This is a genomic window from Actinomadura rugatobispora (genome assembly GCF_042656285.1).
GTDB classification, from domain to species: domain Bacteria; phylum Actinomycetota; class Actinomycetes; order Streptosporangiales; family Streptosporangiaceae; genus Spirillospora; species Spirillospora rugatobispora.
Map to the genome: position 1 here is coordinate 1 of NZ_JBHSON010000152.1, position 17,118 is coordinate 17,118.

Annotated in this window: 18 protein-coding genes and 1 pseudogene; 7 read left to right on the top strand and 12 right to left on the bottom strand. The window is 68.1% G+C overall.

Annotation, left to right across the window (positions count from 1 at the left end; all coding sequences use genetic code 11):
- Nucleotides 1-392: 392 nt before the first annotated feature.
- On the top strand, nucleotides 393-1,376 hold the full coding sequence (locus tag ACFPZN_RS53055; RefSeq protein ID WP_378292447.1) for an endo alpha-1,4 polygalactosaminidase: 984 nt from the start codon (nucleotides 393-395) through the stop codon (nucleotides 1,374-1,376).
- Nucleotides 1,377-1,967: 591 nt separating this feature from the next.
- Here ACFPZN_RS53055 and ACFPZN_RS53060 read toward each other — a convergent pair.
- A complete protein-coding gene (locus tag ACFPZN_RS53060) occupies nucleotides 1,968-2,882 on the bottom strand; it encodes a LysR family transcriptional regulator (RefSeq protein WP_378292449.1) in 915 nt (304 codons plus the stop codon).
- 107 nt (nucleotides 2,883-2,989) lie between these two features.
- On the opposite strand from ACFPZN_RS53060, the gene wrbA reads away from it, so the two are divergent.
- On the top strand, nucleotides 2,990-3,601 hold the full coding sequence (gene wrbA / locus ACFPZN_RS53065; RefSeq protein WP_378292451.1) for an NAD(P)H:quinone oxidoreductase: 612 nt from the start codon (nucleotides 2,990-2,992) through the stop codon (nucleotides 3,599-3,601).
- 336 nt (nucleotides 3,602-3,937) lie between these two features.
- Here the strand turns inward: wrbA and ACFPZN_RS53070 are convergent, their stop codons facing one another.
- Nucleotides 3,938-4,117 carry a hypothetical protein gene (locus ACFPZN_RS53070; protein WP_378292453.1) on the bottom strand — a complete coding sequence of 60 codons (180 nt, stop codon included), beginning with the start codon at nucleotides 4,115-4,117 and terminating at the stop codon, nucleotides 3,938-3,940.
- A gap of 389 nt (nucleotides 4,118-4,506) precedes the next feature.
- A complete protein-coding gene (locus ACFPZN_RS53075) occupies nucleotides 4,507-4,656 on the bottom strand; it encodes a hypothetical protein (RefSeq protein WP_378292456.1) in 150 nt (49 codons plus the stop codon).
- 242 nt (nucleotides 4,657-4,898) lie between these two features.
- Between ACFPZN_RS53075 and ACFPZN_RS53080 the strand changes: the two genes are divergently transcribed.
- Nucleotides 4,899-6,212 (top strand): MFS transporter, encoded by a 1,314-nt coding sequence (locus tag ACFPZN_RS53080; protein ID WP_378292458.1) that lies wholly within the window; start codon nucleotides 4,899-4,901, stop codon nucleotides 6,210-6,212.
- 401 nt (nucleotides 6,213-6,613) lie between these two features.
- On the opposite strand, the pseudogene ACFPZN_RS53085 reads toward ACFPZN_RS53080, so the two are convergent.
- Both ACFPZN_RS53085 and ACFPZN_RS53090 read right to left on the bottom strand, forming a co-directional pair.
- Nucleotides 6,614-6,700, bottom strand: a pseudogene (locus ACFPZN_RS53085) (SAM-dependent methyltransferase); the annotation flags it as partial.
- A gap of 807 nt (nucleotides 6,701-7,507) precedes the next feature.
- Nucleotides 7,508-8,065 (bottom strand): YbhB/YbcL family Raf kinase inhibitor-like protein, encoded by a 558-nt coding sequence (locus ACFPZN_RS53090; protein ID WP_378292460.1) that lies wholly within the window; start codon nucleotides 8,063-8,065, stop codon nucleotides 7,508-7,510.
- A 205-nt stretch (nucleotides 8,066-8,270) separates the two neighbouring features.
- Between ACFPZN_RS53090 and ACFPZN_RS53095 the strand changes: the two genes are divergently transcribed.
- On the top strand, nucleotides 8,271-8,597 hold the full coding sequence (locus tag ACFPZN_RS53095) for a BlaI/MecI/CopY family transcriptional regulator (protein WP_378292462.1): 327 nt from the start codon (nucleotides 8,271-8,273) through the stop codon (nucleotides 8,595-8,597).
- On the top strand, nucleotides 8,594-9,490 hold the full coding sequence (locus ACFPZN_RS53100; protein ID WP_378292464.1) for a M48 family metalloprotease: 897 nt from the start codon (nucleotides 8,594-8,596) through the stop codon (nucleotides 9,488-9,490). Before ACFPZN_RS53095 ends, ACFPZN_RS53100 begins: the two co-directional genes overlap by 4 nt.
- 104 nt (nucleotides 9,491-9,594) lie before the next feature.
- Here ACFPZN_RS53100 and ACFPZN_RS53105 read toward each other — a convergent pair whose 3' ends face one another.
- Nucleotides 9,595-10,050 carry a tellurite resistance TerB family protein gene (locus tag ACFPZN_RS53105; protein ID WP_378292466.1) on the bottom strand — a complete coding sequence of 152 codons (456 nt, stop codon included), beginning with the start codon at nucleotides 10,048-10,050 and terminating at the stop codon, nucleotides 9,595-9,597.
- A 132-nt stretch (nucleotides 10,051-10,182) separates the two neighbouring features.
- On the opposite strand from ACFPZN_RS53105, the gene ACFPZN_RS53110 reads away from it, so the two are divergent.
- The gene (locus tag ACFPZN_RS53110) at nucleotides 10,183-10,758 is read left to right on the top strand and encodes a TerD family protein (RefSeq protein WP_378292469.1); all 576 of its coding nucleotides are present in this window, start codon (nucleotides 10,183-10,185) and stop codon (nucleotides 10,756-10,758) included.
- Nucleotides 10,759-11,090: 332 nt separating this feature from the next.
- Here the strand turns inward: ACFPZN_RS53110 and ACFPZN_RS53115 are convergent, their stop codons facing one another.
- The 5 genes from ACFPZN_RS53115 to ACFPZN_RS53135 all read right to left on the bottom strand — a co-directional run bounded on the left by ACFPZN_RS53115 (nucleotide 11,091) and on the right by ACFPZN_RS53135 (nucleotide 16,021).
- Nucleotides 11,091-12,188: a sporulation protein gene (locus tag ACFPZN_RS53115; RefSeq protein ID WP_378292471.1), complete on the bottom strand. Its 1,098-nt coding sequence runs from the start codon at nucleotides 12,186-12,188 to the stop codon at nucleotides 11,091-11,093.
- A 305-nt stretch (nucleotides 12,189-12,493) separates the two neighbouring features.
- Nucleotides 12,494-13,237, bottom strand: coding sequence for a TerD family protein (locus ACFPZN_RS53120; protein WP_378292473.1), 744 nt, complete (start codon nucleotides 13,235-13,237; stop codon nucleotides 12,494-12,496).
- Nucleotides 13,238-13,650: 413 nt separating this feature from the next.
- A complete protein-coding gene (locus ACFPZN_RS53125) occupies nucleotides 13,651-14,532 on the bottom strand; it encodes a M56 family metallopeptidase (protein WP_378292475.1) in 882 nt (293 codons plus the stop codon).
- Nucleotides 14,529-14,903 carry a BlaI/MecI/CopY family transcriptional regulator gene (locus tag ACFPZN_RS53130; RefSeq protein ID WP_378292477.1) on the bottom strand — a complete coding sequence of 125 codons (375 nt, stop codon included), beginning with the start codon at nucleotides 14,901-14,903 and terminating at the stop codon, nucleotides 14,529-14,531. Before ACFPZN_RS53130 ends, ACFPZN_RS53125 begins: the two co-directional genes overlap by 4 nt.
- A gap of 482 nt (nucleotides 14,904-15,385) precedes the next feature.
- Nucleotides 15,386-16,021 (bottom strand): BlaI/MecI/CopY family transcriptional regulator, encoded by a 636-nt coding sequence (locus ACFPZN_RS53135; RefSeq protein ID WP_378292479.1) that lies wholly within the window; start codon nucleotides 16,019-16,021, stop codon nucleotides 15,386-15,388.
- A gap of 173 nt (nucleotides 16,022-16,194) precedes the next feature.
- On the opposite strand from ACFPZN_RS53135, the gene ACFPZN_RS53140 reads away from it, so the two are divergent.
- A complete protein-coding gene (locus ACFPZN_RS53140) occupies nucleotides 16,195-16,764 on the top strand; it encodes a TerD family protein (RefSeq protein WP_378292481.1) in 570 nt (189 codons plus the stop codon).
- A gap of 125 nt (nucleotides 16,765-16,889) precedes the next feature.
- On the opposite strand, the gene ACFPZN_RS53145 is transcribed toward ACFPZN_RS53140, so the two are convergent.
- The coding region (locus tag ACFPZN_RS53145) for a DUF3418 domain-containing protein (protein WP_378292483.1) at nucleotides 16,890-17,118 on the bottom strand (229 nt) is incomplete at its 5' end.

Here is a 17,118-nt window from a genome sequence, read left to right on the forward strand (position 1 = left end):
ATCCAGTAGGTCAGACGGACGATGGTAGAAGATCACCCGTTCTACTGGATCTCCGTTCCCACGTCTCCAAGATCCACCAAACCCCTGGACAACCAGCCCACAGGCCTAACTACCCGGCATTGGACCTAGCCGCCGTCCTTGATGCCGCCCGCAGCGACCAGGCGGTCGTTTACGGCGCGACATACGGCAGCTATCTGGCCCAGGTGTTCGGAGTGTGGCACCCGGACCGGGTCGCCGGAATGGTGCTCAACTCACCAATGCAGTCGGCCGACGACGTCGAGGCCGTCCGCGCCCACCGTCGGGAGCTTCTCTTGACGGGGCCGGGCCATGCGGCGACGGCTGCGGAGGCGGGCCGCGGGTGAATCATGATCTCGGATGTCAATGGAGGCGAGATGTTGATCAAGGCCGCTGGGGGTGGGCTGGTCCGAGCTTTCACCGGGGTTCTGGTGCTGCTCGCGGCGGTCTTGACGGGATGCGGGCCGGGCGGAGATCCGCCTTCGCAGCGCCCTGCCCCGACGAGTTGGTGGAAACCCGAACCCGGGCAGTTCTCGAACTGGGATTGGCAGATCGACGAGCCCTACGATCTGAGTGCGCGCCGCGACATGTACGACCTGGACCTCTTCGATCTGGCCCCGGCGGGCTCGCAACTCCGCTATCGCGACGGTGAGGCGATCGACCTTCCGCCGGGGCCGCTGGCCGGAATGATCGACGTGCTGCACGCCCGGGTCCCCCGGCCGGTGGTGATCTGTTATCTCGACACCGGCGCGTACGAGCACTACCGGCCTGACGCGCCGAGGTTTCCCGGGCACCGTGCACACGCCACGGAGATACCGGACCGGCCGGAGCCACCGAAACCGGGTTCGGTCATCGGCTGGAACACCGGCTGGGAGGAGGAACGGTGGCTCGACATCCGGAAGGCCTCACGCGGAGCCTTCGCCGAGATCATCTGGGCCCGGCTGGACCTGGCCAGACGGATCGGCTGTGACGGCGTGGAGCCGGATCAGAACAACCTGCTCGGCAACGCCCCCGGGTTCGCCGTCACATTGGCCGACCAGCTGTCCTGGTACCGCGAGGTCGCCGCCCAGGCACACAGGCGGGGCCTGTCGGTCGGGATGAAGAACGGTCATGACCAGCGTGGAGCCGCCGCCGCGCTGGTCGATGTCTTCGACTGGGCCCTGCCCGAAGAATGCGCCGAGCACGGCGAGTGCGCGGAACTCGAGGTGTTCATCAAACGGGGCAAGGCGGTCTTCGCCGTCGACTACGAAGGCTCGGTCGATCCGGCGACGGCCTGCCGGGCGCACCGCCGCCACGGTTTCGATGGGCTCATCAAGGACGAGCCGCCCACCGCCCGCCACCGCCGGCAATGCAGCCGCTGACCACAGAACTGATCTTGTACCGCGATCTCCAAGTCGTCGAAAGACTTGCCGAAGAACACCCTGCACTTCCCGGGGTCATATGCATGTCCGGAACGACTTCGGAACCTGGCCGAGTGCGCCTGCAACTCTGCCACTGCGGGATGGCCGGGCCAGTAGGCGATGGGATCTCGGCGTTCTCGGCCGTCCTGTCAAACCGTGGGAGCGGCTGCGCTCTGGACGGGGCCATCACTCGACCCATTCCGAGCCCCGGCACGAAGCCGGAAGGCTTCGATTCCTGCTGTGAGGGCGCGGACCGCTGGCTTCCCGCTGAGTATGGGTTCGCGACGGCGCAGCCGGGCGATGGCGATCACCTCGGCCGCGATGTGGTTCCGCCGAGCTCGCTCAAGCGGGGCGTCCATGCGGGAGAGTTCGGCTGTGCGAGCGCGCCGACGGCGGCATCACGGTCTCCTCGACCTACCCACGGGCCGTCGTCGCCGCCCAGGGCTCCTTCGGAGCCCGTCCCCCGTCGACCAGACGAGTGGTCACTGATGCTCCTGGGATCTGTGGCACGCCCGCCCGCTTGAGTATCTCTAGTGGGACTCGTAGGCACGTTCAAGGGTGGTTGGGAGTCTCGCCGAGCACGTCCCGCGCGGCGTGTGCGAACGCGTCAACTCGGGCGTTGGATTTGCTGGTAAGCCACGCCAACGCCGTCTGCGAGCGCGGGATTCCTTCGATCGGCACGAAGGCCACACCGGGATAGCGGTAATGCTCGGCGAAAGAAGTGATGGTGATGTGCACGACCTTACCGAGCGCGACGAGCGGGAGAAGTTCACTCATCGTGTGGACGGCTCGCCGCGGAATGAGTCGGCCGGCGGGTGTGCGCGGAGGAATGAACGCGTCCATCAGTTCGGCGGGTATTCGCGGCATGACCGTCACCGTGACGCCGGCGAGGTCCTCCGCCGTCACATCGGTGCGGCGCGCGAAGGGGTGGTCGACGGCCACGGCGAGCAGCCGGGCCTCGTCGGTGATCACTGGTCCGATGGTCAGGTCGGGCGCGGAGTTCGGCAGCCTCAGCACGACCGCGTCGCCCTGGCCGGACCGCAGCCATTCGAGCTGCGATTCGATGGCGACCTCACGGACCACCACGCGGCAAGCCGGATGGCGGGCCTCGAATGTGCGGACGATGTCGGTCAGATGGGGGCCACTGTAAGTGGGCGGGTCGAGCATGCCCAGGTGGAATGTTCCTGCCACGCCGCGGGTCGCATCCTGCGCCGCGCGTAAGGCGGACACGAGCGCTTCGTGCGCGGGGTGAAGCGAATCCCGCAACTGGATGCCCAGCGGGGTGAGGCCGACTCGCCGACTGGTGCGGTCGAACAGCTGCCCGCCAAGCCGGGACTCCAGCGCGCGAATGGACTGGCTGACGCGTGAAGGAGTGAGCCCCACCTTTTCCGCGGCACGCCCGAAATGCAGTTCCTCGGCTACGGCGAGGAACGTGCGGATCTCACGCAACTCGATCCCGTCGACCATGTAGCGACTCTACATGGTGCCGGAAGGAATGTGTTCTTGATAGGCCTGTCCGCGCCCGGTGACGATGGTCGCGTCGGATCGTCATGGGCTCGGAAGGAGTCTGAATCATGGTTGCTCGGATTGCCGTCGTCTACTATTCCGCGACCGGAAACGTGCATGGCATCGCGCGGTCGTTCGCCGAAGGAGCCGCCGAGACAGGCGCCGATGTCCGGCTGCTGCGCGTGGCGGAGACCGCGCCGGCGCATGCCGTCGAGCGCAACCCCGACTGGCGAGCACATTTGGACGCCACCGCCCACCTGCCACTGGCCACACTGGATGACCTGGTGTGGGCCGACGGATACGCCGTCGGCACCCCTACCCGGTTCGGTAACGTTGCCGCCCAATTGAAGAGCTACCTGGACACCACGGGTGGGATCTGGGAGGCCGGCCATCTCGCCGGCAAGCCGTTCACCGCGTTCACCAGTACCGGGGAGCGCCACGGCGGGCAGGAGTCGACGCTCCTCGCGCTCTACAACGTGGCCTATCACTGGGGCTCGGTCATTCTTCCCACCGGCTATGTGGACTACGACATCATTCACGCGGCCGGCGGCAATCCCTACGGGATCAGTAACGTCTCCGGCGACGGCGAGCCGACCAAGGATCAGCTGCGCGCCGCGCACTTCCAGGGTGGTCGGCTCGCCCGCGTCGCCGCCGCACTGGCGCCGCTGCGCGTCGCCTAGGCCAAAGGAGTCTCAATGACCGAGTCAAGCCGGTCGCGTCACCGGTGGGGCGGAGGTGAACGTTCCTCTGTCACGCGGCATCGCCCGCACCACATCGACGCGGCGGCGCGCGAGCGGCATGACCACCTGGTCGTGTACGCGCTCTTCAGAGCGTTTGAGTAGGTAGTCGTTGCGGGCTGCGCCGGGACGCATCCAGGCGGTCTTGGCCGCTTTGAGGAAGAGGCGCCGCTATCGCCGGTCGTAGTTCTTCGGACGGTGCAGACTGCCGTGACGCCGAACCGATTCGCGTGGAGCCGAGGCCAGGTTCTGCGTGGGCGGCCAGACGCCTGCGTCGGGCTACCTCGACAGGTCACCCACGATCGCGATGGACTCGGTCCCCAGGATCGGCCCCATGCCGGGCAGGGAACCGATGATCTCGACGCGCGGGTTGGCGTGGAAGCCCTCACAGGTATGCCCGTCGATGTCCTTGAGCCGCGCGTCCAGGTCCAGCGGACGGGGCGCCGACTCGCGCTCCAACGCCGCAAGCCCGCCTCTGCCCCGGCAGACCGGTGTGCTGGGCTTGGACGACGGCCATGGCCGCGATCCGGGCGCCGCGCTTCGTGCGGCGCTTCAGCCAGGCGCCGTCAGGCACTCGACGCCGACACGGCGCACCCCGGACGGAGTCTGGTACGCGGTCGGCATGATGATCCGCCCTTGGCGACCTAGTGGTCGAAGCGCAGGCTGATGCCCTGCAACCAGCCGGACTTGGTCGGCGATCAGATCGGCGCGGTGACCGGCCACCAGCCGCAGCTGGTGACCGGTTCGGCGGGCGGGGCCAGCGGGTCAAATCAAGGCGCATCTGGGCGGTGTCGGCGATGTCTACCCCTCACCGCAGTTGGCCCTCCGGTTCGCCTTGCGGGCCGGAATCAAGGCCACGCCCGGCCTTGGGCAACCAGCAGCGTGGCGGCCGTGCCAGCGATGTCCGCCGCCCACACCGCCTGGTCGGGCAGTTCGACGGCGGTGCCGATCAGCTCCAGAATCGCGGCCTCGTCATTGACGACCTTGTGCGAAGACACCAGGACGACCGTCCGGTGGTGATACCGGCCCAGACCCGTGTCCTTGCCTCGTGCGAGTGTCCTGCTCCATTCTGCATCGTCGTGGTCTACGGAGCACTCCGCCGCCAAGTCCCTGATCAGCGCTGCCCGCAGCGGTCGAAGCGTTCTGGAAGATCGGGCGGCCATTCCTTGCAAACCGCCGACGGCAAACCGCCATCAGCCGCACCCGGTCCCCGAGACCACCAACCCTTTTAGGGAACATCATGCGAACTAAGCCCCAACACGCCGATGTGTTCTCGCCCCCTGTTCTCTGCCTCGCGGTAAGCGCGTTCGTCATGGGCACCGCCGAGTTCGTCATCACAGGTCTCCTGCCCGACGTCGCGGCCGGCCTCGGCACCTCACTCTCGGCAACGGGCATGCTGATCTCGGCGTACGCGCTGGCGATCGTCGTGGGCGGCCCCGTCTTCGTGGCGATCGGCACGCGACTGCCGCGGCGCCGACTGCTCATGTCCGCCGCGACGGTGTTCGTCATCGGCAACGTGTGCGCGGCACTCGCTCCGAGCTTCCCCGCGCTGGTGGCGAGCCGCGTCCTCAGTGCCCTCGGGCAGGGAGCGTTCCTGCCGATCGCAACGGTGGTCGCCGCGGAACTGGTCGCCCCGCGACATCGATCCCGCGCGATCGCGCTCGTGTTCGCCGGAGGAACGGCGGCCAATGTGGCCGGCACCCCCCTGGGCACACTGCTGGGGCAACAACTCGGCTGGCGGGTCACGTTCTGGGCGGTTGCCGGGCTCGCCGCAGCGGCCCTCGTCCTGAGCCGGGCCACCCTGCCGGTCAGCCCACCACCGGCGACCCCGCCCACCCTGCGCACTGAGCTCGGCGCTTTCGGCCGAGCGCAGGTCTGGTTCACGCTGACGATCGGCATGGCCGCCTTCGGCGGTCTGTTCGCCATGCTGACCTACGTCACGCCGCTGCTCACCTCGGTCAGCGGCTTCACCGAGTCCGCCGTCGCGCCCCTGCTCGCCCTCTTCGGGCTCGGGCTTCTCGTCGGCAACGCGCTCGGCGGGTGGGTCGGCGAGCACGCCCCGCTACGTGCGCTCGGGGTGGCCCTCGCCGTCCTCGCGGCCGGCCTCACCACCCTCGCCGCCGGCGCATCCCACCCCCTGCTCGCGGCATCGGCATTGGCCCTGGTCGGTGCCGCCGCCTTCGCGGTCGTCGCACCGTTCCTGACCAGGCTCGTCGACCAGGCCGTCGAGGCGCCGCTGCTCGCCGCCGCAGCCGGCGGCTCGGCGGTCAATCTCGGAGCCGCGGTCGGCTCCCACCTGGGCGGCATGTCGCTGCCTCACCTTGGTTTTGTCGGGCCGCCCACGGTCGGGGCGGTCATTGCATCGGCCGGGCTGGTCGTCGTTGTCGGCGCCGTGGTCCACTCCCACTGGAAGGAGCGTGAGAACAGCGGCTCTGTCGCTCTTCCGGCAGTAACGGAAAACCAACCTCCGAGAGAAGGACGCGGTGGCACCGAAGGTGAAAACCGGCTCGGCCGTACAACCGTGCGCCCCGGTCAAGCCGCAGACCGCGGATGAACGAGTGCAAACGGGGCAAGTCCCCTCCTTCCACACTGTCCTTACCCGACGAGTACAGGATCACCGCCCTGCGCTACTTCGTGCTCAATGCCACCGGCCACAAGAGCCACGCAACGCCGCTTCGCCCCGACTCGGCAACCCGCAGGTGGACGGGTGGGTCACGACGTCCGTCTCGGCTGTGTACGGGGGTCCGGCGGAAGGCCCAGGACTCCGGCGGCCGGGAGACCAGCGCCGATCATCGCCAGCAGCGCGGCGGCATTGCGAGGTGACTGGCCATGATGCTCCTCCTGTTCGGTTCCAGGGCGAGGCGAAGCGGCGGAGCACGAACACCGCGCACTGGTTCGACATCTCCGCCGCCCGCCGCGACCTGGAGCGGGCGTCGGCGCTGATCTGGTCACGCCCCCGGAACTGGTGTTCACCAGCAGCGCGCGGGCGTGCACCAGCACCAGCGGGTCGTTGTCCACGTGCACGACCTTCGACTCGGGGGACCACGTCCACCAGGTAGTACTCGCCCAGGGTCGTTCGGCTGGCCGATACAACGACCAGCATCGTCGTACCGCCGGCGAGTACCGTGACACGCCACTTGGCGGCCAGGCCCACGCTGATCACGAAGGTGTTGCACGTCACGTGCCCGCTCGGGTAGGCCCAATCCTGGGGGGCACCGGCGGCCCCGGACGCCGAAAGGCCACCTGCAGGCGCAGTGTGGCGAGGCAGACCGCGAGCAACACCCCGCACCGTGGGAGGCCGCCACAACAAGCCGACCACGGTGGCCGTCAAAACGGCGATGTCGGCTAGCGTTCCGACGTCGTCTCAGGCCGCGAGTACAGGTGGCCGACGATCCAGGAGTCCAGTGGAGGAACGCGATCGCCGCGGCGCGAGATCTATCAGGTACCTGCCGGAGGTGTTCACGAGTGGCCCTGACCCAGGGTGATGTGGCCGACTTTGAGTCGCTTCCCGCAGCGGGTGTGATCGTTTCCCAGATCGAGGCATCGGCGAGGTGTCTGGTTATTGCGCGTCTGGTCGAACATCCGGCGGCAGGCGCCATGTGCCCGCTGTGCGGCCGTTTGATAGATCATCAGGGTTGGGCGTCAGTCACTGATGTCGGAGGCGCTTGACCTTGGGCGCGGCGGCCGACGGCGAACTCGCCGCGAGCAGGTCCTCTTTGACGCGTTCGGGGCCGGGCTTTCATGCCAGGTTGAACGTCGGCCAAGCGGTCGGAAGGTCGTGATCGAGGCTCACGTGCCGCTGTGTTCGGGGTCTGCAGGCCTGTGACCCGGTCTTTTGTGTACCGGTCTCTACCGCCATCCAGGTGGCTCGAATGTCCCGATGATGCGGCCGCGGCCCACCGTTTTCTCGGCGATGGCGGCCAGCCCCTCCCGAAGCGGAGCCCCATGTGCCAAGGCGACCCGCTCACTGAGCGCGTAGACCGTGAAGCGATAGCGGTGCCGCTCACCTCTGGGCGGGCACGGCGCGACATAGTCGGTCCCGTCACTGGTGTTCAGTGACTCCACGGCCTTGGCGGGCCTGGCGCCCTCGATGACTTGGCTGGTGTTCCCATCGATGTTGGCGACGACCCAGCTCACGTACCCGCCGGTCGAGGTGTCCAGGACGTCGGCCACGATCGCGAACGCGGTGGTCGTGCCCGGCGGGGCGCCTGACCACCGCAGCGGCGGGGTCTGGCCGGACCCGCCGTACGCAGCGCACGCGTACCGCGCGGGCAGGGCCTGGGTGTCCGCGAACGCCGGACTGGTCACGGTGAGTTCCGCGGTCTCCACACTTCCGAACAGCGCGGAGTCAGTGAGCCCGCATCCACCCGCCAGCATCGCCGCCCACGTCAGGGCGGCCCCCCTCATCAGCGCATGTGGACGCACCCGTCCCCGGCCGGTGACCGGACGAGGTCTCCGCCACGTCATCGGGAACCGATGATCAGGTGCGGTCGCATGTGGTCACCACCTCGGACGTAGGGCATAGTCTCCAAGCGAGGTTATTATTACATTAGTAGTAGCGTAGGGGTTGAGACTCTTGAGGCGGAGAGCGCTTGGACAACTGGAGTCGGAGGTGCTCGCGGCGCTGGCGGCGCTGGGCGGCACGGCCGGAACGGCGGAACTGCAGGCCCGGCTGGAGGGGCATTCCGCGTACACCACGGTCAACACGATCCTGTTCCGGCTTCACGAGAAGGGGCTGGTCACCCGCGCCCGCGTGGGACGCCACTACCGGTACCGGCTCGCCGTCGACGAGTCCGAGCTCGTGGCCGACAGGATGCACGACCATCTGCGGCACGCCAGCGATCCGGGCACCGCGCTGAGCCGGTTCGTCCAGGCGCTCAGCAACGACGAGGCGCGCAAGCTGCGCGAGATCCTCAACCGATCAGGAGATGCGGAGTGAACTGGTTCACCTTCCTTCCCGTCGTCCTCATGGCGGCGCTGAGCATGACCCTCGGCAGGGTGCCGTTACCGCTGCACCCCACCTGGTCGGCGCGGCTGCTGGCCACCACCGGCGCGATGACCGTCATGGCGGTGCTCGGCACCGGCGTCTTCCTCACGGTCAACTACGGCGCGACACTCGCTCCCGGCGCCGCCGCCCACATGCCCGAGTGGGCGTTGTTCGGGGACGACACCCCCGTCCCGGCCATGGCGGGGATACCCGCGACCCTGCTGACCGTCGCCGGCGTCCTGGTCATGACCCATCGGGTGGTCCGGCTGGTGACCGACCTTCGCACCGCCCAGTCGGAGGCGCAGAAGCCGCTGGAGACGGCGGTCCCGATAGCCGTCGCAGTACCCGGACGCCGCGGGGGCGTGCTGCTGTCACGAGGGCTCCTGAACGCCCTGACCCCCAAGGAGCTCCAGGTCGTCTTCGAGCACGAACGCTCCCACCTGCGACATCATCATCATCGTTATCTGGCGGCCGGCGTCATGGCCGCGACGCTCCTCCCTCCCCTGAGGCCGCTTGACGGGAGACTGCGCCTGGTGGTGGAGCGGTGGGCCGACGAGGACGCAGCGGAGGCCATCGGCGACCGCGCCCTCGTCGCCCGCACGATCGCCAAGGTCGCCTTGGCCCAGTCACCGGGGGATGTCTCCGAGCCGACGACCGCCTTCGCCCAGTCCGGTGTCGTCCAGCGTGTGGAGGCACTGCTGGGACGCCCGCCCGCCAAGAACACCGTCAGCGGTCCGCTGCTGTTCGCCGGCAACGGCTTCCTCACCAGTTCGCTGACCGCCGCCACCCTGCATCTCGACCACGCGATCACCTCCACCCTGCTGGCCGTGCTCGCACTCAGGTGAATCCCCACCGCGGCCGGGGGCGTTGAGTCAACGCCGGGCGCGGACTGATCAGCGTTCCAGGACGTGACGACGGTGACGCATCGGCCGAGCGCGGTTCACCGGTCTCACAGGTCGAATTCCGCCGGTTGCAGGCCCACGACGAAGCACGCCTCACGGACGACGGCCTTCTCGGTGTCGTCGAAGTCGCCGTCGGCGCCACCGATGATGATGCCGATCTGGATGACGGCCCTGGCCTCGGACGGGTTCTTCTTCACCCTGCCGATGTCCTGGAGGACCGAGACCTTGCCGAAGGCGAAGTCGGCGGTGAGCTTGGACACGTAATCGTTGAAGCGGTGCTGCAGGTCATCGGCCGGGAAGTTCTGCAGCACCTCGTTGCCGGCGATGAGGGACGCGGTCCGCTGCCTCTCGGAGGGATCGACACTGCCGTCGGCTGCCGCGACCAAGGCGCACATCGCCATGCTGGCATCTCGGAACGCTCCGCTCTTCAGTTCGTTCTTCTTACTGAGAAGCTGCGACTGCATCTGCTGCGTGGACTCGCGCAGTTTCTTCCACAGAGCCATCGGACTCTCCTCCCGTGACGTGTCCGGCTTCCTGGAGCCTAACTGATCTGCTACAAGTGTAGTAGCACATCGGGCGGCCCGGCCGGCACGGCCGGTGAGCCACCGAACAGCCGATACGGAAGGAAACACAGCATGGGCGTCAGCCTGTCCAAGGGCGGCAACGTCTCCCTGACCAAGGAGGCGCCGGGACTCTCGGCGATCACTGTGGGACTCGGCTGGGACGTGCGCAGCACGACCGGCGCCGACTTCGACCTGGACGCCAGCGCACTGCTGCTGGACGAGTCGGGCAAGGTGCCCTCCAACCAGCACTTCGTGTTCTTCAACAACCTGCGCAGCCCGGACGGTTCCGTGGAGCACACCGGCGACAACCTCACCGGGGAAGGAGAAGGGGACGACGAGCAGATCAAGGTGAACCTGACGGCGGTTCCGGCCGAGGTCGCACGCATCACCTTCCCGGTATCGATCCATGAGGCCGACGCACGCGGGCAGAACTTCGGCCAGGTGCGCAACGCCTTCATCCGCGTCGTCAACCAGGCCGACGGCACCGAACTGGCCCGCTACGACCTCACCGAGGACGCTTCCACCGAGACCGCCATGGTCTTCGGCGAGCTCTACCGCAACGGCGCCGAGTGGAAGTTCCGCGCCATCGGCCAGGGGTACGCCTCAGGTCTGTCGGGAGTGGTCAAGGACTTCGGCGTCGACGCCTGATCCCAGCCGCACACCCACGTTCGGCCCGCCGTCCAAGTGCGACGTGGATGCGAAAACACGCACGATCCCCTGCTCAGCGCCTGTTCAGCCCTCACGCGCATGCGCGGGCAGCGACGACGGAGGCACGCCTCCTCCTGGAGGATCGGGACTCTCCAGGAGGAGGCATCGATTCCTACGCGCACGAGCGGGCGGGCGTCCGGACGTCCACGACGTCGCGCCGGTGAAGTGACGGCAGCGGCCATCCTCACCGCTGCGCCGACCGCACGCCTATCCACATCCGGATCGACAACTCACGTCGCCCGCCGCCGCGGCACATGCCACTCAGAACGAGTTCACTCCTCCTCGAAGCTCTCGGTGGCTTCCTCGTAGGCCTGCTCGTAAGCGTCCTCGTAAGCGTCCTCGACCGCTTCCTCCACCGCCTGCTCGTAGACGGCGGCCTGGTAGGCGTTCGCGGCCGCGGCGTCGGCTTCCGCCGCCGCATCCTCGTCGCCGTCCTCATCGTCATCGTCGTCCACCAGTTCGTTGACGACCGCCCCGGCCACGAACCCGGCCGCCACGCCGCCCACGGCACCGGCGGCGACCCCGCCCCAGCCCGGTCCATGACCGTGATCCCCATGACCGTGCTGGTCGTGGTGGTGGACATCGTGGCCCCCATGGTGCCGGCTCGTCACAGCCTGCAGCCAGCGTTCCAGCTCGTGCTCCCATGCCAGGTGCAGGGCCTCCCCGTGTGCTACATGGAACCGCCCGAACACGTCGTCCCCCTCGGAGAACACGGTTTCCGACCGGTCGGCCTCCAGGATCACCGCGAGCTCGTGCGGGCTCGCGACGAAGGTGAGCTCCACCTCCTCGATCCGCCCCGCGTAGTGCGGCGGGGCGAGGAACTCAATCTCCTGGTAGAAGGGGAGTTGCTGGTGGACGCCGGCAATGTGCCCCTGCTCGACGTCGGCGCTCTTGAACGCGAACCCCAGAGCCCCGAAAGCGTCCAAGACCCGCTGCTGGGAGGGCAGCGGGTACACCGAGAGCGAATCAAGGTCACCCGTGTCGGCAGCCCCCGCGACCCGGAGCTCCGTGCGAACCCCGACACCACACCCGTGCAGATGCTGACCGTAGAGGTCGGTGAGAGGCAGCTCCCACGGCAAGGGCATCTGAAAGGGAATCGCCTGGTACTGCCCGGCCCCCAGCAGGAAGGCGTCCGTGATCGCGCCGCGGTGGAACTCGCGGACGCCCTCCCCCTCATGATCCTCGTGCTCGTACTCCACCACGGTGGCGAGGCTCAGATCGAGCCCGTGCACGTGGACGTCGTGCTCTCCGCCCTGAAGGCGCACTTCCCCGGACAGGTACTCGCCTGGGCGGCACATCGAGACCGCCGGCACGGTCTCGATGGAGGGCCCGCCCACACCGAAGGCACCCAGCAACTGCTTGAACACCATGGAGGTTCTCTTCTCATGTTCTGTTGTCAGAGCGCGGCGGCACCGGCGGCACCATGATGAGCCGACGCGCACATTTTCTACTACAGTTGTAGCAGAAACGTTGGTCTCCGACCGTGTCCTCCCCGCGACCGCAGACGACAAGGCCGGCGCTCTCCCCCGCCACGCCAGCGAACTCTGGCCCACTCGCTACGCCGCGGCCGGCTCCGATCCGGCTGGATCCCCCGTCAACGGTCTCCACCGGGGACACGCCCTTCCAGGTACGGAGCGGAGGCGTTGAGCACGAAGCCGGGCCCTCCAGTCAGTGCTCAAGGTCGTGTCACGCAGGCCGGGCGTGGCAGCGCACCGCCTAAAACCCATGCATGGTGCCCTTGCTGCCGACCGCACCGCTGGAGTCCTTGGTGCCTGCGATGGGAAGCTCCGGTAACGAGAGCGCCGGGGGAAAGCAGGCGATCGATAGCGTTAACCAGCCTCAAGGGCGCCTGCCACACGGCCTGGTCGACTGCGTTCGGGAGACCGTCCAAGCCGTGGGCGCGGGCGATGCCGACCAGACCACTGGTATATCCCTGCCCCAGAGCGCGAAAGCGCCAATGCCCTGCCCGCCGGTACACCTGAGCGAAAACCAGGGCGATCTGGGTAGAGAAGTCTTCGCAAAGGTCATAACGCACCATTTCGTCATCCGTGATCGCGTCCAGGACTCGGATGAAGGCGCGGCGGACATCACCGAAGGAGCAGCCACGCCGAGAGGCTTCGTCGAACCACCCCACGAAGTACATTTCGGCAGTGGCCGCCGACAGCGCGTCCAAGCCGACGTGGAACCGCAGCCCCACAGGGAGGCCGACGGCGCCGCCGGGGGTCCCGGCGTACATGGGGCTCATCGGGTGCCATCCGACCGGCGGATCGTCACCGTCTCCGACCACCAGCGCCGCCCCCTCGAACGGGGCATCGCGACCGGGTGCCGCGACCAGCCCACCCATTTCGATCAGCAACGCCCCGGGGGCGGCACCGCCGTACAATTCCACGCTGCGCCCCTTGTGCAGGGTGAGCCCCACCGGCACTCCCAGGCAAATTATTACATGTGTAGTAGTTTGAGGGTAGACCCTCAGGGTCGCAGACGCGATCACCATCCTGATCGCGCGGTGAGATTCAGCGCCGTGTGCCTTCTATCAGCCCACCTCATCGTCAGCCCGAATGCTGTACGCCGCAGGCCACCTGACGCGGTCCCTTCACGGCGGCTCGGATGCGAGGCCATATCGGCAACGGACGCCGTGCGAGCAGGACTTTGTTCGGGACGCGCGCCGTTCCCGATCTCGCCGATCCACCCGTGCGTCGCGACGAGGTGACCGGCCCGGCCGAAGGCGTCATCAACCTGTGCGTCTCCCGCGTATCCGCCTGGTTCGAGGGCGATCAGCGGCGTAATCGCCAGTGGCCTCCGGGATCACTCGCGGATGCGCAGGGAGGCCTTTCACAGGATGGGCAGTCCGAGGGCGTGGTCGAGTTGCCAGGCGGCCGAGGCCAGCAGGCCGGCGCCGAGGCCCGCGCCCATGAGGATGACCGGCCCGGCGACGGAGTTCTTGTCGGGCGCAGCGGTCAGCAGCGCTTGCACACGCTGGACGACGCCCGAATCGGCGAACGTGGGAAGGGGCGGCGTGGCGGAGTCGGCCGAGGAGCGGGCCAGGGCGACCTGGGCGATGGTGCGGGCCACGAGCTTCCGGTCGCCGACGGCTTCGGCGGCGTCCTCGTCGGCCCACCGCTCCAGGGAGAAACGCAGCCGTGCGTTCAGGCGCCGCAGCGGCGGGAGGGTGCCCGCGGCCAGCGCGCCGAGCGCCAGGTACCGGTAGTGGCGGTGGCGCAGGTGGGACGCCTCGTGCTCGAACACCACCCGCAACTGTGACCGGTCCAGCCTGCGTAGCAGGCCGCGCGACACCAGAACCCCGCCATCGCGCCCGGGCACGGCGACCGCCAGCGGGACATCGGACTCCACCACCCCTTGCGAGGTTTGCTGGGCGTGGCGGACCTCGGCCGCCCAGCGGGCCGACAGTTTGGCCACGGTCAGGGCGCTCAGGCACGTCAGGACGATGACCGGAACACCGAGAACCGCGTGCACGGGCTGATCGTCCCCGAACAGCGCCCATTCGGGCAGCCGCTCGGCCGCATGCGGGAACAGCGTCGCGGCGTAGTTGATGGAGATGAAGACCAGGGTCCCGATGGTGGCGGCCATCGCGCTGACCGCGGCGGTCAGCAGCAGCCGGGCCGACCAGGCCGGGTGCAACGGCAGCGGCACCACCCCCAGGGCCACGGCGACCACGAGCGCCATGACCGCGGGCAGGAAGGTCAGCCAGATCACGCGGTCTCTCCAGATCGGGGCTGGGGTTTGTCCAGGACGGCGCGCAGGGCCTCTTCTTCCTCTGCGGTCAGGTTCTGCACGAACCGGCTCAGCACACTGGACAGGTCGCTGGCATGGCGGAGATGGTCTCGCATGCGGTCGGCCACCAGCCGGGACTGGTCCACGGCCAGCCTGTACAGGTAGTGGCGCCCCTGACGCTCACGGGTGACCAGGCGCTTGGCGTGCAATCGGAACAAGATGGTGTTGATGGTGGTGTAGGCGGGCTCGCCCGGAATCTGCTCCCGCAACTCGGCGGCGCTGACGGGGTCGACGGCCGCGGCGAGCGCGGCCAGTACCTCGGCCTCCAGTTGTCCCAGTTGCCGTCGCGTCACCCGACTGCACCTCCATAGTTCCCGATCGCGTCCGCCGCAGCCGGCCTCACAACGGCCACACCGAACACAAGCCTAATCACGCGACGGCGTCACTCGGAGCGCATCATCAGGGACGGTGACGGCGTGAGCAAAGGGCACAGATCAAGGGGGTGTTTCAATCTCGCGGGCCGGGGTGTCAGATGAAGGATGGACTTCGCGCTGGTCGCAGTGCCGGTGTTACTGAAGCGGTGTTCGCAGGCGGCGGGTTCGCTGCGGCAGCTTTCGAGCTCACGGAGGTCGCGCGGAAGCGGCCGACCGCCGAAGCTGAGCCCGTCCCCGGCCTGCCGACCCGACAGAAGTCACGGACTCTGATGGGCCAAGGAGACGGGGGGCGGCAAGCCCGAATGAGGTGCGGGTAGGGGCGGCGGTCCTCAGGAGCCGACCGTCGTACCTGTGCAGGGCGCGGCGTCATGCGGCGGCACCGCCCGCCCCGATGACGAGAGTCAGGTGAGCTCGTCTTCGCTGAGCACACAACGCAGGAGGCGTTCCTCCTCGGGACTCAGGGATCGAACGAAATGGTTCAGTGCGTCCCAGGGATCGCTGGCGTAGCGCAGGTGGCCGCACATCCGATCGGCGACCAGTCCCGGCTCGTCGACCACCGCCTGGTAGACGAAACACCGCCCCCGCCGCGTCCGGGACACCATTCGCTTGCCGTGCAAGCGGGCCAGTACCGTGCTGACGGTGGTGTAGGCAGGTTCGCCGGACACTCGAGCCTGCACGTCGGCCGGCGACAACTCCCCCTCGGCACCGGCGAGCACCGCCAGCACCTCGGCTTCCAGTTGTCCGAGCGGCCTGCGAACCGCAGATGAACTCTTCACTACCAAACCATGCCGCAATGGGGTGGAACCTAACCATAACCCGCTTACGCCCGCCCCCGAAACGTGCATGACAGCCGACGGGCACCGTGATGAGAGAAGGTCGAACCGACCGATCACGCTCAGTTCGACGGCCGACCGGCGATCCGGCAACGACACCGAGGCACAACCGGCGGGCAACCGCCCACCCTCCACCTGGAATGTCAACCGTCCCACCGCCCGGCGATGACGTGCGCAGGCCGCCGCGACGTCCGCGAGCACCATGTGGACCTCACCCGCACGGCGGCCTTACATCACCGGAACCTTTCTGCTACAAGTGTAGTAGCAGGGCGGTCACGGTGGAAGCGAAGGCCTCCGGGCCGGACGGATCCCGCCGGGCGAAAGATCTAGCGTGTCCGGCGCCAAGGCCGGCTCGCCGAAGGTGAGGGGTAGCGACCGTGTCGGTGTCGTTGGTGAAAGGCCAGAAGATCTCGCTGGACAAGTCCGGGAGCGGCCTCAGTCGTGTACGGATGGGCCTGGGCTGGGACGCGATCAAGAAGAAGGGCCTGTTCGGCAAGCGCGACCAGGAGATCGATCTGGACGCCTCCTGCGTGCTGTTCGCCGGCGACGGCATCGCGGACGTGATCTATTTCGGCAAGCTGACCAGCGAGGACGGCTCGGTGCGGCACACCGGGGACAACCTCACCGGAGAGGGCGACGGCGACGACGAGTCGGTGATCGTGGATCTGAGCGCGGTGCCCGCGCACGTGACCTCGCTGGTGTTCACGGTCAGCTCGTTCAGCGGCCAGACCTTCAACGAGGTCGAGAACGCCTTCTGCCGTCTGGTCGACGAGACCACCAATGCCGAGATGGCCCGGTTCACCCTCACGGGCGGCGGCACCCACACCGCCATGGTCATGTCCAGGCTCTACCGGCACGACTCGGCCTGGAAGATGAGCGCCATCGGTGAGCCCTGCGAGGGGCGCACCCTGAAGGACATGCTGCCCGCGATCGCCGCGCACGCCTAGGTCGGCACAGGCCGATCGAAGGGCCGGTCGGGCCGCTCGCGGGCATCGTTCCGCCCGGCCACGGTCAGCTTTCGGCCAGGACGATCACCGCGCCGTCGGCGGCGAGCGTGAGTGGTGCGCTCTTGTCAGGGTTGAGGACCGCCACCGGTCCCCCAGGGCACGTTCGCCGCGGCGGCCGCGGGCTTGAGGTAGATCTCCGAGCCCTCGGAATCGAGCAGGTCCATGTAGACCTCATGCAAGTGCCGGTCCTCGCTGTGCTGGGTCAGCACCTGGTTGAGCACCTGCACCGGGATGTGGACGGTCACGCCGTCGGCGTCGGCGCCGGGCTCGAACTGGTAGGTCAACCGCAGCCCC

Bases quoted from the DNA above. Each gene is read 5' to 3' on its own strand.
- ACFPZN_RS53105 (WP_378292466.1), bottom strand. From the start codon at position 10,050: ATGGCTCTGTGGAAGAAACTGCGCGAGTCCACGCAGCAGATGCAGTCG.
- ACFPZN_RS53060 (WP_378292449.1), bottom strand. From the start codon at position 2,882: ATGGTCGACGGGATCGAGTTGCGTGAGATCCGCACGTTCCTCGCCGTA.
- ACFPZN_RS53080 (WP_378292458.1), top strand. From the start codon at position 4,899: ATGCGAACTAAGCCCCAACACGCCGATGTGTTCTCGCCCCCTGTTCTC.
- ACFPZN_RS53110 (WP_378292469.1), top strand. From the start codon at position 10,183: ATGGGCGTCAGCCTGTCCAAGGGCGGCAACGTCTCCCTGACCAAGGAG.
- ACFPZN_RS53135 (WP_378292479.1), bottom strand. From the start codon at position 16,021: ATGGTGCTCGCGGACGTCGCGGCGGCCTGCGCACGTCATCGCCGGGCG.
- ACFPZN_RS53115 (WP_378292471.1), bottom strand. From the start codon at position 12,188: ATGGTGTTCAAGCAGTTGCTGGGTGCCTTCGGTGTGGGCGGGCCCTCC.
- wrbA (WP_378292451.1), top strand. From the start codon at position 2,990: ATGGTTGCTCGGATTGCCGTCGTCTACTATTCCGCGACCGGAAACGTG.
- ACFPZN_RS53090 (WP_378292460.1), bottom strand. From the start codon at position 8,065: ATGAGGGGGGCCGCCCTGACGTGGGCGGCGATGCTGGCGGGTGGATGC.
- ACFPZN_RS53055 (WP_378292447.1), top strand. From the start codon at position 393: ATGTTGATCAAGGCCGCTGGGGGTGGGCTGGTCCGAGCTTTCACCGGG.